Origin of the sequence: Nostoc sp. (genome assembly GCF_036919495.1) — a bacterium.
In the GTDB taxonomy this organism is placed as follows: Bacteria; Cyanobacteriota; Cyanobacteriia; order Cyanobacteriales; family Nostocaceae; genus Nostoc.
Genome location: NZ_JBALBZ010000170.1, coordinates 25,593 through 40,340 on the forward strand (window position 1 = coordinate 25,593; position 14,748 = coordinate 40,340).

General features: G+C 39.0%; 14 protein-coding genes and 1 pseudogene. 11 read left to right on the forward strand and 4 right to left on the reverse strand.

Features of this window, described 5'->3' with window-relative positions; translation table 11 throughout:
* The first annotated feature begins 5 nt into the window (after positions 1-5).
* Both V7K25_RS23920 and V7K25_RS23925 read left to right on the forward strand, forming a co-directional pair.
* Positions 6-821 carry a class I SAM-dependent methyltransferase gene (locus tag V7K25_RS23920; protein WP_335161224.1) on the forward strand — a complete coding sequence of 272 codons (816 nt, stop codon included), beginning with the start codon at positions 6-8 and terminating at the stop codon, positions 819-821.
* Positions 822-830: 9 nt separating this feature from the next.
* Entirely contained in the window at positions 831-953 is a 123-nt protein-coding gene (locus V7K25_RS23925; protein ID WP_335161226.1) for a hypothetical protein, read from the forward strand.
* A 108-nt stretch (positions 954-1,061) separates the two neighbouring features.
* On the opposite strand, the gene V7K25_RS23930 is transcribed toward V7K25_RS23925, so the two are convergent.
* Complete coding sequence (locus V7K25_RS23930) at positions 1,062-2,027, reverse strand: class I SAM-dependent methyltransferase (RefSeq protein WP_335161228.1); 966 nt, start codon at positions 2,025-2,027, stop codon at positions 1,062-1,064.
* A gap of 289 nt (positions 2,028-2,316) precedes the next feature.
* Here V7K25_RS23930 and V7K25_RS23935 point away from each other — a divergent pair, with 289 nt between their 5' ends.
* The 7 genes from V7K25_RS23935 (at position 2,317) to V7K25_RS23965 (ending at position 9,122) form a co-directional block, all read left to right on the forward strand.
* Positions 2,317-3,015: a glutathione binding-like protein gene (locus V7K25_RS23935; RefSeq protein WP_335161230.1), complete on the forward strand. Its 699-nt coding sequence runs from the start codon at positions 2,317-2,319 to the stop codon at positions 3,013-3,015.
* 58 nt (positions 3,016-3,073) lie between these two features.
* Positions 3,074-3,964, forward strand: coding sequence for an MFS transporter (locus V7K25_RS23940; protein ID WP_335161605.1), 891 nt, complete (start codon positions 3,074-3,076; stop codon positions 3,962-3,964).
* Positions 3,965-4,231: 267 nt separating this feature from the next.
* Complete coding sequence (locus V7K25_RS23945) at positions 4,232-4,684, forward strand: hypothetical protein (RefSeq protein ID WP_335161232.1); 453 nt, start codon at positions 4,232-4,234, stop codon at positions 4,682-4,684.
* A 332-nt stretch (positions 4,685-5,016) separates the two neighbouring features.
* Complete coding sequence (locus tag V7K25_RS23950; protein ID WP_335161234.1) at positions 5,017-5,709, forward strand: hypothetical protein; 693 nt, start codon at positions 5,017-5,019, stop codon at positions 5,707-5,709.
* 189 nt (positions 5,710-5,898) lie between these two features.
* Positions 5,899-6,132, forward strand: a complete 234-nt coding sequence (locus V7K25_RS23955; RefSeq protein ID WP_335161236.1) for a hypothetical protein — start codon at positions 5,899-5,901, stop codon at positions 6,130-6,132.
* A 9-nt stretch (positions 6,133-6,141) separates the two neighbouring features.
* On the forward strand, positions 6,142-6,990 hold the full coding sequence (locus V7K25_RS23960) for a lysophospholipid acyltransferase family protein (RefSeq protein WP_335161238.1): 849 nt from the start codon (positions 6,142-6,144) through the stop codon (positions 6,988-6,990).
* An 818-nt stretch (positions 6,991-7,808) separates the two neighbouring features.
* Positions 7,809-9,122 (forward strand): hypothetical protein, encoded by a 1,314-nt coding sequence (locus V7K25_RS23965; protein ID WP_335161240.1) that lies wholly within the window; start codon positions 7,809-7,811, stop codon positions 9,120-9,122.
* Positions 9,123-9,287: 165 nt separating this feature from the next.
* On the opposite strand, the gene V7K25_RS23970 is transcribed toward V7K25_RS23965, so the two are convergent.
* From V7K25_RS23970 to acs, 3 genes are all read right to left on the reverse strand, one after another.
* A complete protein-coding gene (locus tag V7K25_RS23970; RefSeq protein ID WP_335161242.1) occupies positions 9,288-9,548 on the reverse strand; it encodes a MoaD/ThiS family protein in 261 nt (86 codons plus the stop codon).
* A 708-nt stretch (positions 9,549-10,256) separates the two neighbouring features.
* Complete coding sequence (locus V7K25_RS23975) at positions 10,257-10,940, reverse strand: tetratricopeptide repeat protein (RefSeq protein WP_335161244.1); 684 nt, start codon at positions 10,938-10,940, stop codon at positions 10,257-10,259.
* Positions 10,941-11,066: 126 nt separating this feature from the next.
* Positions 11,067-13,040: an acetate--CoA ligase gene (gene acs / locus V7K25_RS23980; protein ID WP_335161245.1), complete on the reverse strand. Its 1,974-nt coding sequence runs from the start codon at positions 13,038-13,040 to the stop codon at positions 11,067-11,069.
* Between the two features lie 424 nt (positions 13,041-13,464).
* Here acs and V7K25_RS23985 point away from each other — a divergent pair, with 424 nt between their 5' ends.
* On the forward strand, positions 13,465-13,914 hold the full coding sequence (locus tag V7K25_RS23985; protein WP_335161247.1) for a hypothetical protein: 450 nt from the start codon (positions 13,465-13,467) through the stop codon (positions 13,912-13,914).
* Positions 13,915-13,944: 30 nt separating this feature from the next.
* Positions 13,945-14,679 (forward strand): annotated as a pseudogene (locus tag V7K25_RS23990) (Uma2 family endonuclease).
* Positions 14,680-14,748 lie beyond the last annotated feature (69 nt).

The following is a 14,748-nucleotide window of genomic DNA, read 5'->3' on the forward strand; positions in this document are numbered from 1 at the left end:
CAGGTATGAATATTGATTTTGGTGCAACTGCTACTGATTATGCAAAACACCGCGCTGGCTTTCCCAGTTCATTATTTAACAAACTGTCTGAATATGGTATAGGTTTACCAGGGCAAAATATTGTTGACCTTGGTACGGGAACAGGAACACTAGCGCGGGGCTTTGCTGATAGGGGTGCTTATGTAATTGGCATAGATCCATCAGTATCACTTTTAGAACAAGCGAGACTGTTAAGCGAATCTATCGAACTCAAAGTAGATTATCGAGTCGCAACTGCCGAGAATACCGAGTTAGCAGACGCAAGCGCGGATGTGGTGACAGCCGGACAGTGTTGGCATTGGTTTGATCGTCCGCGTGCTGTCCAAGAAATTACTCGGATATTGAGAAACAATGGCTCGCTCGCGATCGCTCATTTTGATTGGATACCCTTAAAAGGTAATGTCGTTGAAGCAACAGAACAACTGATTAAGGCTCATAATCCAGCGTGGAATTTGGATGGCGGTAATGGAATGTATCCTTTGTGGTTACAAGACATTGGTGAAGGAGGATTCCGAGAAATCCGCACATTTTCTTACGATGTCTTTGTGTCTTATACACACGAAGCTTGGCGAGGACGAATTCGTGCTAGTGCAGGCGTGGGAGCCAGTATGACAGCAGAAAAGGTAGAAGTATTTGACCAAGAATTGGCAACATTACTCGAAGCAAAATATCCCACACCAATTCTTCAGGTTCACCATAGAGTTTGGGCTGCGATCGCCAAATCACCTGCAAAAATGAAGGTTTCCAATAACGGACAAGACAAAATATTAAGCCAAGACTAATTAAGGCGATTGTTCGCAGAGGGATTTCTCACCCCACGCGATCGCGCCACCCACAGACGTGCGAAAACGAAAACTGAACAGCAACAGCAATGTAAAGCTAAATTATTTCGTCGTGCGATCGCTTCTTTTTAAGTTGAACTCACAAAATCATATTGCTCCAATGTCTTGTTTGCAAGCCACAGCAGCTACGCTAGCGATGGCTTATTTGCAGTAGATAGACGAATACTGAAATTGTTAAAGCTAATCGTGCTTGATAGATTTGATTCTAGCGATCGCTGGTAGTAACATTTTTGGCAGCCAAAAAAAATAACAATATAGTTGTTTTGCCTGACTATAAAGTGAGAATAACTTTCTTTCACTCAATAAAGTATATGGTCGAACTGCTTTGAGAATTTCTGCAAATTTATCTTCCGTCGCAGTTTGAACTGAACCACTTACAAAATAACCTTGTAAATGTGGAGGTAGGGCCCAGTTAATTTTAGGATCTGGCTGATGTATTACAGGCTCAACATTTCCTCGCCATGCAACTCCCATAATTTGCATAGTTTGATAGACCATTGTGTTCCATCCTTTCTCTTTTAAGTAGTCCAAGCCTTGGCCTACGTCGGGAGAAGCCAAATCATGAAATAAAATTAAAGCATCTGCTTCTGCAAGTTGTTCGCAAATAATTGTATCATTGAGCGGAGCTGGTGCTTCGTGATTACCATCTATAAATATCAATGACCATTTACGTTGAAATTTATTTGCTATTTCTTCTACTTTCTCAGGGCTACATCCTGGTATTAGATTTACAGATTCCTTAACGCCTGCCGACTTTAGTGACTCTGTGACGCTTTCATTAAATAATTGTTCAGATAGCATTGGATCAATGACATCTAGCTCTACTCCTCCTAGAGCCAAATGACAGGCTGACCAACCCATCCAGCAACCTATTTCTAAAGCTTTTTTCCCTTTAAATTTTAATGCTGTATTGTATAAAATATGAGCTTCATCTCTGCTGACAAATCCGACATTATGCTTTCGCTTATCCACGTACCAGTTATGAGTAATATCCCGCCGCAAGTAAAGCCAAAAAGAATCATATCTATTTCCTAAAATTATATTGGGAAAATAGGAATCTGGCTGGATAGTGGAAAATCCTGGCGAAACATAATCTCCTTTTGGCAATAAGTTTCCTTCAATCAGCTTTACTGTTTTTTGACTCATAAGTTACTCTCTAAGTATTTGAAATTCTAGGTTTTGGGTTTACAGTTTAACTTCACCAACTTCTCGAAAAAGCCCAGCACAATAGTCCAGCATGGGGCTGTAGCTCCATTCCTAACAGCGATTTTCCATCTTACCTCTAGGACAATAATTTTCGGTATAAAGTGCTAAAATGCCTACTATATATACATTTTCGCAGTCCTCTCCTTTTTGTTAGACTTTGTGAAAAATGCGAAAGAGGTGTCCGCACCATTGACTTAAAAAACGAGCGCACAATTTGAGGAAAATAACCATGATTGATCTTTATTATTGGACAACCCCAAACGGTCATAAAATTACGATTTTCTTAGAAGAAGTCGGTTTGCAATATAGCATAATTCCTGTGAATATTGGGGCTGGGGATCAATTTAAACCCGAATTTCTAAATATTTCTCCTAACAATCGCATACCGGCGATCGTTGATCGCGAACCAGCAGATGGAGGTGCGCCGATTTCGGTATTTGAGTCTGGTGCAATCTTGCTATATTTGGCAGAAAAAACCGGGCAATTAATTCCCCAAGATTTACGTAATCGCACTCAAGTTTTAGAATGGTTGTTCTGGCAAATGGCAGGACTGGGGCCAATGGCGGGACAAAATCATCACTTTAGCGCATACGCTCCCGAAAAAATAGACTATGCCATTAACCGCTATGTGAATGAGACAGGACGCTTATATGGAGTGCTGAATAAGCAACTAGCAGATAGAGAATTTGTGGCTGGTGATTATTCTATCGCCGATATTGCTGCCTATCCCTGGATTGTGCCCTATGAACGCCAAAGTCAGAATCTAGAAGATTTTCCTAATCTCAAGCGGTGGTTTGAGGCAATAAAAGCCCGTCCAGCAACAATTCGCGCTTATGAGAAAGCAGAAGCATTCAAAACTCAAGCGATTGATCCTGATAAGTCACGAGATTTGTTATTTAACCAGTCGGCGAAGACTATTCAACCTTGAGCTTAATGAAATTGTCTTGTCACTGTGACGATCGCTATGTTAGCTCTAAACCCAGATCATCAATCGCAACTATGAGCAAAGATTTCTCACAGGGATGGCTGCTGCTGGGATCATCCCCATCACCCTAGCTTATATTGGTGACAACTTTCCTTATGAAAAACGCCAAGCTGCGATCGGCAAGTATCTAAGTGCCCTGATGCTAGGTCAAATCCTGGGTGGTAGTTTGGGCGGTATTTTTGGGGAATATATCAGCTGGCGTGACATCTTTCTCCTATTTGGTATCGTATCTCTTGGTATTGCTGGACTTTTATGGCGAGGGACGCGCCATCTGGGTAATGCTCAAGGTCGCCAAGAGCAAAGAGGTAGGATAACATTTCGACCTTATTACCAACTATTAACCCAACCGATCGCCCGGACTGTGATTATAGGAGTGTTTGTAGAAGGGTTTTGCGTCTTTGGCGCATTTGCTTACATCGGCGCATTTCTGCGCGATCGCTATAGTCTTAGTTATGTGGCGATCGGATTTATGCTCAGTGGTTTCGGATTGGGTGGACTGATTTACAGTCGCTCAGTTAAATGGTTTGTAAGACGACTGGGTGAAATTGGTTTAATGGGGATGGGAGGGGGCTTGATGTCTATCAGCTTCTTAGCGATCGCATTATTCCAGAACTGGATGCTATTTATCCCCTTGAGTATTTTAATGGGATTGGGCTTTTATATGATGCACAGCACCCTCCAAACCCAAGCCACTGAGCTTTCCCCAGAAGCACGAGGCACAGCCGTTTCGCTGTTCGCCTTCAGCTTGTTTGTTGGCCAGGGAATCGGCGCAGGATTATTCGGTAGGATTGTGGATAGCTTCGGCTACATTTATTGCTTTATTGTCGTTGGTGTAGCGATCGCTCTGCTCTCTGTTTGGCTAGTCAATCAGAAGCAAGTCGTACCTAACTAAAACTTTTATAGATCAATCTTTGGCGCTAGTAATCAAATTTCGTTACTTCCTTTTTGATTACTGATGAGCTTTAGTATCACTTTGAAACGCCCTTGGAAAAACGTCAGCGCATTATCTTACTAGACACAGACAGAGCAAAAGACGTTTTGGTTATTAGGAAATAAAACCTATAATTTTTTTAAATTTGCATAAATAGCTAAAAATCACCAGATAAGACTATTGAGCCTAGACCAAGAGATTTTGTAAAACTTAAAAAGGAGAATCATCATGAATTCATTGAAGATGTTCATCAATCCAGCAAAGATTTTTGCATTTGCCCTATCATTTCTTATATTCTGTTTTTCTACATCAGCAATCGCAGCACCAAGCACGCTTGCTACCTTAATTATTACGGAAAAAGCTCAAATTACTGGAGGAAACTTCAGTATCGATACAACAACACCAATTTCTTTACCAGCTACAACAGTTATTCGCTCTGCTAAACTTTTTTTACCGACTGGTGAAACTGGAACAATTAATAAGATTAAAATTACTGGCCCAAATGGACTTGAATTTGGTTGCCAAGATATTAAGGTAAAGGACGGTGTTGATTTAATTAAAGCTTGTGGTGGCCCTGCTGTTTTAGAAGCAGGAGGAGTAATTACTTATGTAGCTGAAGGAAGTGGTTTTGCACCAAAACGTAACACCAAACTAACAGTTGTTTTATCGGATGATTTTTAGACACCACTTTCAACCGTAATTAAAGCGACAAATTTAGTGAATAAGTCGAGCTAGCTTTTATTCCAAGCACAAATTAGCTGAATCAGCTTCAGCCCTCAAGATTTGTGCTTGGAATATATGATTAAATAATTCATAATTCATAATTCATAATTCATAATTCATAATTCATAATTCATAATTCATAAATTTTAGAACCTGTACAGCAGCCCCTATTAAATTTTGAGTGAGTGTGGTCTTAAAGGGCGTGGATAGTTCAGCAGATTATACACTCTTGAAATTATAAATTAATAATTATGAATGAATTATGTTGACGCTATGTAAATACATTACTTATGTCAATAATTTATCCTGTAACACATTTCAGTCTTATCTTGATAGAATGGGTACTAATCGGCTGGGCAATTCGTATGTGGCAGCAATCAACTAGCCTAGCAATGATTGTGTTACCTATAGTACTAGTTAGCATTAGCTATGACAATATCATTCTTTCAATAGGAAGTCTGATTGGTGAAGGAGAGCTTTTGAAAACTCTCTCTATGCTGCGCTTTCTATTACATTATTTAGTTGTACCGCTATTTATTGTGATTGGTGTTGAACTCGCTCACCGCGCCGGAGCTAATTGGGCTAATACAGTAGTGCGAGTTTTATCTTGGGTAATCGCATTGGGACTTACAGCAATAGATATTATCACTCGCTATACAGGGCTGCAACTAGTTCCAATAGAGTTCGCAGGAATCCTACGCTATCATGTTGCCAACTTGAGCGGCCCACCAATTATCACGATTGTAGTTAATCTGTTTGTCCTACTAATTGGCATCGGTATTTGGTTTAGGCTGAAATGGCCGTGGTTATTTGTAGGAACCTTGATTTCCCTTATTGGTAATGCTATGCCCTCCTATGCAGTAGGTACGCTTGCTGGAAGCTGCTCTGAATTGGTAATGGCAATAAGTTTGTTGTTAACTGAGGAGCGCACACAATTTTTTCTTGTTACTCAAGGAGAGACAACTTTTTTATCTAGTGACTAAAAACAGATCCGATAACCCACGACTTGAGTGGAATAAATACGTTCATACTCCAAAATGTAAAAAATGTAATTCTGCTAATTAAATCATTACATACCGTTGTCATGAACTTTTTGGTGTTAACTAGGCAGGAAAAACCCAAACTATGTAAAAATAAATAGGGAAAATGCATCTACCAAGGTAACTTAAAATATGGACGCTCATTTAAGGAGATTTTTGGCTGCTGGGCAAGACCGAAGTTGGTTAAACTTTAAAAGCTCACACTTGTTTCAGAAAAGCAAAGACCAAGCAAAACTAATTAAGTTGGAATTAGCTGCTGTTAGAGAAGAAACTGATTTAAAGTCTTTAGACGAATCAGATTTTGTGCATGAAGCAAACCTGGTCATACCTAACAAAGGATTGTTTGACCTTTACCAATCCTGTTAGAATGCATCGATGTCAAAAAAGCAACATCTCATAAACAAAAAACCCGGTTGGTCTTTGGATGAGCGAGATCCAAAGTTCATAGAATCTCTGATGCCTCTGTTGGGCTTTTTCTATCACTACTATTTCCGAGTTCAAACTAGTGGCTGGGATAATATTCTACCCCAAGAAAAAGTCCTATTTGTCGGTTCGCATAATGGGGGACTCTCGGCTCCCGATATGACAATGATGATGTACGACTGGTTCCGACGATTTGGTGTAGAGCAACCTGTTTATGGTTTGATGCATCCCAAGGTTTGGCAGGTTAGCCCGCCACTAGCGCAACTGGTTGCTAAGGCTGGAGCAATCATGGCTCATCCGAAAATGGCTTACACTGCCTTGCGCTCTGGAGCAAGTGTGCTAGTTTATCCAGGTGGAGCCGAAGATATTTTCCGACCGCATTATTTACGTAACAAAATCTACTTTGCGGGGCGACAAGGATTTATCAAGTTAGCGTTGCGGGAAAATGTGCCGATTGTCCCTGTGATTTCCTGGGGCGCTCACGATACGCTGATTGTACTGGCTGACTGCTATAAAATTGTGCAGCAACTCCACGAATGGGGAATGCCTTGGCTGTTGGGGATTGATCCGGAAGTTTTTCCGATCTATCTTGGACTACCTTGGGGATTAGCAATTGGCCCGTTACCCAACATTCCATTGCCTGTGTCTATATACACGCGGGTTTGTCCACCAATTGTATTTCAACGTTACGGTACTGAAGCAGCCAGCGATCGCTACTATGTCAATCAATGTTATGAATTAGTTGTTAGTCAGATGCAGCAAGAGTTAGATCGCTTAGTGAAGCTAGTTGCTAGTTGCTAAGTCCTAAAGCTATTGAGTAGAATTGGCATGTCCAACTTCTAACCAGTTTGATTCCAGACGAGTAAGGACAGCAGGAAAATTATCTTGCCAATGGTAACATGTGCAAAAAATATTGACTGCATTTTTCAATTAATTGGATTACACCACTCCCCATTATTTTAAAAGTGATCCATAAAGCAATATCTTCGCCAAAATATAGAGATATGTAGTATATTGATTGAAAAATTACCGCTTTTGGGAGAAAATTTTTTGGTTAACTGACTGTTAGTTGGCGCTTAATAACAGGTTGAATTTTTTACACACCAGATATTTCAATCGGCATAGCGATTCTGTAGGGAAAGAGCAAAATATACCCCAACTATTTGCAACTATCATTTACCTCTTACTCAAGATAGCTGAAAATGATTTTGCATAATACCAAAATCCTTGTAGAAACTTAACAGTGCTACGTCTCTACATCCAGATTCATATTTCAATTCAGCAACGCCAAAATTCAGAATTGACACGGTTTTTCAAACTTCATTCCCACTTATGCAAGGATCTTGGCTTAATGCCAATCCCTGTTAAAGTAATTGAAGATGTTCAGTTTTACTAGTATAACTTTCTAGTACTATTGACTTAAACCACATCTACCTTGAAAACCGTAGTTTATTGGAATTAGGAAAAAGCTCAAAACTCAAACCAGGACTGAAAACATCTAGAATTCCAACAAAATAGACGAGGTTTAGACGCATTTAATTGTATAGAATTAAATGGCAAAAGAAACCTCTATTTTAATGAGACAAGTAAAAACTTTATTGAGTCAATTTTGAATGATTATGCTAAATATTAATAATTATAGCAATCAGAAAAAAAACCAAATATTGTTAGTTTTTGCGATAATATTCTCATTAATATTGTGTGTTGAATTAGCAATTAGGGCTTATTCTTTTAACCTTGAGGCTTTAGCTAATTCACCAGGTCAATATTTACCTGATTTTTCTAAAACTATTGACAAAATAAGAGTAGGTATAGAATACCGTTGTTTAATTATTATATATATTGTATGGTTAATAATAAACAAAAACAAAAAAAGAGATATAAGTTTTAGAAAAATACTAAAAAATAGTTCATTTTTTTTGTTAATTGCCTTCATAAGTTATCCAGTAACCACTGATATTAATCTATACGTGCATTATGGTTTGATGGATTTAAATGGAATTGATCCTTTTATTAATGCTGCAAGCACATTTACCTCAAAGTTGTCTCCATTCCTGGTTTGGAAACAGACTTCGACTTATGGGCCTATATCTCAACTATTTTTTATGTTTTCCGCTATTTTTGTTGCAATTACTCCAACTTTGGGAATTTATGTATTTAAATTAATATGTCTTTCATTCCATATATTAAATAGTTCCTTAATATGGCAGCATTTAAAAACATCTCCTCATAAAGTTAATGTAACAATTGCATATTTAGTTAACCCATTTTTGCTGTATGAGCAGGTTACAAATGCACATGTTGATGTATTAATCTCTACAGTTTTAATTATTTTAATAATCTGCCTCAAAAACCATAATTATATAGCTGCAATTGTGACAGCTTGGATTGGTTTTTTAATTAAAACATTACCAATTATTTGGTTACCTCTAATCTTTGTTTATTTGATTAAGCAACAACGTTGGAAAATTATATTTAGTGCTGTTTGCATCTCTTTAGGTATAGTTTTTGCTACTTCTATTATAGATTTACCTACAGTCGATGCTTGGAAAAGCCTTTTAAATCCTGGAGTTAAAGAAAAAGTAGGCGATTCATTATATGCTTTGGTAAAGAGTTTACTAAGTTTGAAAATCCTAAACTTTTCTCTAAGTTTCCAACATACTTTATACTCAATAATTAAACCTATAATATTTTCTATATTTGTAGTTTCTTATTTGATTATTCTGGTAAAACCATATTGGAAAAAGAAATATTCTGAAAATAATCTTAGTATAAATATAGGATGGGTTACTTTAATATTATTTATGTTTGCTGCTCCTTGGTATTGCTCTTGGTATTCTTCTGTGCTGCTGGGAGTCGTAGCTTTAAACATACATTCAAAAAGATTTGCAATTACTAGCATTGGATTCTGCATTATAAGTGCAATTGCTTAAACGGTAGTTTTTCACTCTCCCCCTTAAAACAAGAGTTTGCAGTGTTAAGTAAAAGTAGGGATTAATATGTATGCTAATGTAAAAATCAATCAAACTGCAATGCGAGAGTCATTAGTTATGAATTAGAAGTTTTAAATCTTTAATTCCCGACTCCTAAGTTTTTTGCTAGCCGCCGCTGACTGGTGGAATCAGTACGACTTCATCCCCGTCTTGTAGTAGAGTATCTGGTTCGACAAATATTAGATTAATTCCAAAGCGGGTGACTTCACGCCATTGGGAGAGTTCGGGGTGTTCAGCTATGAGGCGATCGCATACTGTTTTTACTGGTATACTTTTGGGAAATTCCAGCACCAGTTCCGAAACCTTAAAGGCTTCTTGATAAGCAGCGAACAATTTGACGGTAATAGTGATTGCAGATTTAGACATACAACATGCTTTGGCAGTACCAGCAAGTAGTTTAATACTTGACAAGCACCCTGAACTCTTGGGCTTAATTATACATTACTAAGTACATGATTTCATAAGTTCATAACAAAAAAATGTTTCTTAATCCAACATTTCTGGTAACCAAAGGTTTATCTGACTTTTATTGTAGTGGTGTTTCTATCCCAGAATGGTACATGAACCTTTAAAAGCGTTTTTTGATACAGTTTATAGCGGTGTGCAGTTCAGTGAGATACATAAACTTTGCTGAAATGATTTGACAGCAAGGACTTTGGTGTTCTCATAGAATCGATAACCGCTATATCATCTTATAATATGAGTAATTCCTCTTAATCTAATCTTCTGGGTCAATACCTAAAGTATTGAGTAGTTCAGGAGAGAGCTATCACTACACAGGTATTATGGAATTACTATATCAAAAGGCACTTTTATTTTGAAATTGGTATAATAAATGCTTAGTCTAAAGATTTTAATTATTGTACCCTTTACTAATTTGTAAAAAAGCCAAAAATTTATTTATTTGATATCAAATTATTACTACTTTATCTATTTTTATAAGCTCTTTTTGCATTTTCACATCAAAACTGCAAAGATGCACAATTGCATCTTTGCGCGAAAAGATACTAAATTAAGCTATTTACTCACGTTATCAAACATATTCCAATGCTCTAACGTTAAATAATATGATTTTCATGAAACACTAGGATCTTCAGCAGTTTTGATCTCTTTTAAAATTCGCTCTACTTGGTTAACTTTTTCACCTCTATTCTGTTCTTTGAAGATTTTTAAAGCTTTTTCTAAAGAAGATAGCGCCTCATCTTTTTTATTTGTTTGCCACAATGCCAGTGCAAAATTAGTCAGCCCCTCGCCATAATTAGGATTAATTTCTAAAGCTTTTTTATATTGAGTAATGGCTTCTTCCCAGCGACTTTCGCTAGCGTAAACCATACCCATCGCATTGTAAGCTAGAGCGTATTTTGGCTGGAGGCGAATCGCTTCTTGATAAGAACTAATTGCTTCTTCTGGTTTCTTTTGCCGAAAAAGCACATTTCCTAGTTGAAAGTGTCCGAAGGCATCGTCTGGAAATTGTTTAACGAATTTGCGTAAATTTTCCTCTGCACCTGTCAACTCTCCCTGATTAAATAAAGCATTGGCTTGTTGCAGCATCTGCGATCGCTGTGATGGCCCTCCTGTGTCTGAAAACTGCGCTAGTTTTTGTGGTTGTCTCTCAACCGACTGTCCAGGGGAATGCAAAAAAACTTTTGCAGGAACCGCTAACGCTAATGGTGATAAACCAATTCCAGTGATAATACTCAGCGTCATGCCACTAAAAGATTGAACAAATGCTGATTTCAGTTTGCGCTTCACCTTCATCGCCCTGAATGCCTTAATAATGTTCTAATATTTATGATAAATGAGGTGCGTTATCGCGTAATGCATCAGAAGACAGACAGTAAAGGGGCACATATATGCACCCCTACTAACCTCATTTAGAATTACTTACGCCCCTTCCCGTAATTTATCCAAGACGCTTCTATCTTCCAATGTGGAAGTATCCCCAGATATTTCTTGTCCGGCGGCTAAATTTCGCAGCAAGCGCCGCATAATCTTACCCGATCGCGTTTTGGGCAAAGCGTCTGTAAAGCGAATTTCTCCGGGACGTGCGATCGCACCTATTTCTTTGACAACATGCAGTTTGAGTTCTTTACTCAGTTCTTCACTTGCTTGATAAGTGCCTTCTAAAGTCACAAAAGCCACTACTTCTTCACCCTTCAGTTCATCTGGCTTACCCACTACCGCCGCTTCTGCAACTGCTGGGTGCGAAACTAAGGCTGATTCTACTTCCATTGTACCGAGTCGGTGTCCTGATACATTCAGTACGTCATCCACGCGACCCATTACCCAAAAGTAACCGTCTTCATCTTGTCTTGCGCCATCACCAGCAAAGTAAGTATAGTTACCATCCTTGGGTGGAATGTGTTCCCAGTAGGTGCGGCGGAAGCGTTCTGGATCGCCGTAGACTGTCCGCATCATTCCTGGCCAAGGATGACGCACAGCTAGATAACCGCCTTCGCTATTTGGTACGGTGTTTCCTTCCAAATCTACGACATCTGCAATTATTCCTGGGAAGGGAAGAGTTGCGGAACCTGGTTTAGTGGGAATCGCCCCTGGTAGCGGTGTAATCATGATACCGCCTGTTTCCGTTTGCCACCAAGTATCCACAATTGGACAGCGATCGCCACCAATTACTTTGTGATACCACATCCAAGCTTCTGGATTAATCGGTTCGCCCACGGTTCCCAACAAACGCAATGAAGATAAGTTTCGCGCATTGGGATGTTGTTCGCCCATCTTAATAAATGCCCGAATTGCCGTAGGTGCAGTATAAAAAACATTAACACCGTATTTTTCAATTACATCCCAAAAACAGCCAGGATTAGAAGCGCGAGGCGCTCCTTCATACATCACTGTAGTTGCACCGTTGGAAAGAGGGCCGTAAACAATGTAGCTGTGTCCCGTAATCCAACCTACATCGGCAGTACACCAATATACATCAGTGTCTTGGAGATCAAAAATCCACTTGGTGGTGATGTGGGTATACAAATTATAACCAGCAGTTGTATGCACAACGCCCTTCGGTTTGCCCGTGCTGCCGGAGGTGTAGAGGACAAATAGCATATCTTCGCTGTCCATTGGTTCGGCGGGACAATCTGCTGATACTCCTTTTTGCAAATCATGCCACCAATGATCGCGTCCCCCCAACTGCATATAAGTTTCTTGTCCGGTGCGCTTGACAACGAGGACATTTTCTACACTGGGAACAGCACCATCAGCTAAGGCTTTATCTACCTGTTCTTTAAGAGGAACGATCGCATCTTTGCGCCAACCACCATCAGCCGTGATTACCAGTTTAGCTTTAACATCGATTAAGCGATCGCGCAAAGCTTCGGCACTAAAACCACCAAATACTACGCTGTGGGGTGCGCCAATTCTCGCACAGGCTAACATTGCGATCGCAGCTTCGGGAATCATCGGCATATATATACCAATGCGATCGCCTTTTTGTACACCTAGTTGCTTCAACACATTGGCGAACTGGCAAACTTCCCGATGCAGTTGGGCGTATGTGAGGGTACGCGAATCCCCTGGTTCTCCTTCCCAAATCAATGCTGCTTTATTTTTGCGCCAGGTAGTGAGATGTCTGTCAAGGCAGTTGTAAGAAATATTCATCTTACCGCCAACGAACCATTTAGCAAAAGGCGGTTGCCAATCTAATACTGTATCCCATTTTTGGAACCATTCTAATTCTGTTCCAGCTAAATCTGCCCAAAATTGCTGCGGATCGGCTTTGGCTTTGTCGTAGAGACGCTGATAGTCTTCTAAACTTTTGATATGGGCATTTTGCGAGAATTCTGAGGCAGGATGAAATAGACGATTCTCTTGTAGGATTGATTCTATAGTTGGTTGAGACATGGTTAGTTATGAGTGCGATCGCTATTAATACTAAAAACTATTCTTAGCCCAGTTGTGCTAGACATTGTTTAGATTTTCGTTAAGCTAGGTAGAAATTGCCAAGTTATTTAGTTTACATTGATTTTCATCTAGCAAAAGCAAGCGATCAAGAAATGTAAAAACGTTTTACAACCTATCTACTGGGAATGTTGCAAAATGTAAGTAGTCTTGACAAGCAAAGCCTGAAACTATGCCCCTCACCGTCGAAGCCAGCAGCCTATCTCTCAACGATGTTCATCGCTTTCTCAAATTAGAAAAGCTTTAAAATGGTTCATTCACAGACTTCTTAACTCTAGAACCACTCTCTGAGTTTGAATAGCACGATTTATTACGAATCAGAAACGACTTTGATAGTTACTTAAGCGATCGTAAAATTTCTGAAGGTTTGGTTAAATTTTTAACGATCGCACCCTTGATGCGGTTAGCTGGGTTTTACGATGTGCCGATTCGGTTGACAATGGAAGATAGCATTGCGATCGCAGTTGAAGATGAAGACAAAAGAATTACTGGGCGGATGGATATTTTAGCAATTAATAATTCTCAAAGTAATATTGCACCCCCTTTTTGGGTTGTGGTGATTGAAACGAAAAATAGTGCGGTTGAAGTGGGTGAGGGTTTGCCTAAATTACTTACTTATGCTTTTAAAAGTTTAGATCAACAACCATCAGTTTTGGGTTTGGCAACTAACGGACTGCGTTATCAATTTGTTTATTTAAGAAGTGATGTGCAGCCAAATTATCAGTTAATGCCATTATTAAATCTGAATGAATCTCCAGGTGCAATAGAGTTATTACAAGTTTTCAAAGCCATCTGCAAGTTACCGAATTTTCAGTAAAATGAACCTAAATCTGCAAAGCGATCGCTGATGTCTGAACCGGCTACTGTAGAAATCATCTCTGATAATATTTCAGAAGACGAAATTATTTTTCCTCCTGGTGATATACTTAGTGACGAACCACCCTTAGAAAGCGATCTACACCGCGACCAAATTGATTTGCTGATTCGCATCCTCAAATTATGGTGGCGAGATAGGCAAGATTTTTATGCTTCTGGCAATTTGACGATTTACTACAGTCCTAACCAGAAAAAATCAGAATATTTTCGTAGTCCAGACTTTTTTGTAGTTTTGGGAACCCAGAAAAAAGACCGTAAGAGTTGGGTAGTTTGGCAAGAAGACGGCAAATATCCCAATGTGATTGTGGAAAATTTGTCAAGTTCAACAGCAGCAGTTGATAAAGGTTTAAAAAAACAAGTTTACCAAGATACCTTCCGTACACCAGATTATTTTTGGTTTGATCCTGTAACAATGGAACTTCAAGGGTTTCATCTAGTTGATGGGAAGTATCAATAAATCCAAGTAATCACTGATGGCCGTTTGTGGAGTCAGCAGTTAGAACTTTATTTGGGAGTTTATGAAGGTAAATTAAGATTCTTCACTACTGAAAATCAATTGATACTATCATCAGAAGAATTGGCTAACCAAGAACGTTTACGTGCCGAACAGGCAAAAGAACGTGCCGAACAAGCAGAGCAAGAAATTGCTCGATTTACGTACACAGGGCATCCACCTAGAGAATATTTGATGACATCAGGAAATTAATTAAAGACATTTTCAAGTTAAAATCTAGTTATCAGCGTGTAAAAAAAGCGTAATCTTCTGAAAGTAGGG

Excerpts from the sequence above, each read along its gene's own strand:
- V7K25_RS23920 (WP_335161224.1), top strand. The coding sequence starts at position 6 with ATGAATATTGATTTTGGTGCAACTGCTACTGATTATGCAAAACACCGC.
- V7K25_RS23930 (WP_335161228.1), bottom strand. The coding sequence starts at position 2,027 with ATGAGTCAAAAAACAGTAAAGCTGATTGAAGGAAACTTATTGCCAAAA.
- V7K25_RS23935 (WP_335161230.1), top strand. The coding sequence starts at position 2,317 with ATGATTGATCTTTATTATTGGACAACCCCAAACGGTCATAAAATTACG.
- V7K25_RS23945 (WP_335161232.1), top strand. The coding sequence starts at position 4,232 with ATGAATTCATTGAAGATGTTCATCAATCCAGCAAAGATTTTTGCATTT.
- V7K25_RS23950 (WP_335161234.1), top strand. The coding sequence starts at position 5,017 with ATGTCAATAATTTATCCTGTAACACATTTCAGTCTTATCTTGATAGAA.
- V7K25_RS23955 (WP_335161236.1), top strand. The coding sequence starts at position 5,899 with ATGGACGCTCATTTAAGGAGATTTTTGGCTGCTGGGCAAGACCGAAGT.
- V7K25_RS23960 (WP_335161238.1), top strand. The coding sequence starts at position 6,142 with ATGTCAAAAAAGCAACATCTCATAAACAAAAAACCCGGTTGGTCTTTG.
- V7K25_RS23965 (WP_335161240.1), top strand. The coding sequence starts at position 7,809 with ATGCTAAATATTAATAATTATAGCAATCAGAAAAAAAACCAAATATTG.
- V7K25_RS23970 (WP_335161242.1), bottom strand. The coding sequence starts at position 9,548 with ATGTCTAAATCTGCAATCACTATTACCGTCAAATTGTTCGCTGCTTAT.
- V7K25_RS23975 (WP_335161244.1), bottom strand. The coding sequence starts at position 10,940 with ATGAAGGTGAAGCGCAAACTGAAATCAGCATTTGTTCAATCTTTTAGT.
- acs (WP_335161245.1), bottom strand. The coding sequence starts at position 13,040 with ATGTCTCAACCAACTATAGAATCAATCCTACAAGAGAATCGTCTATTT.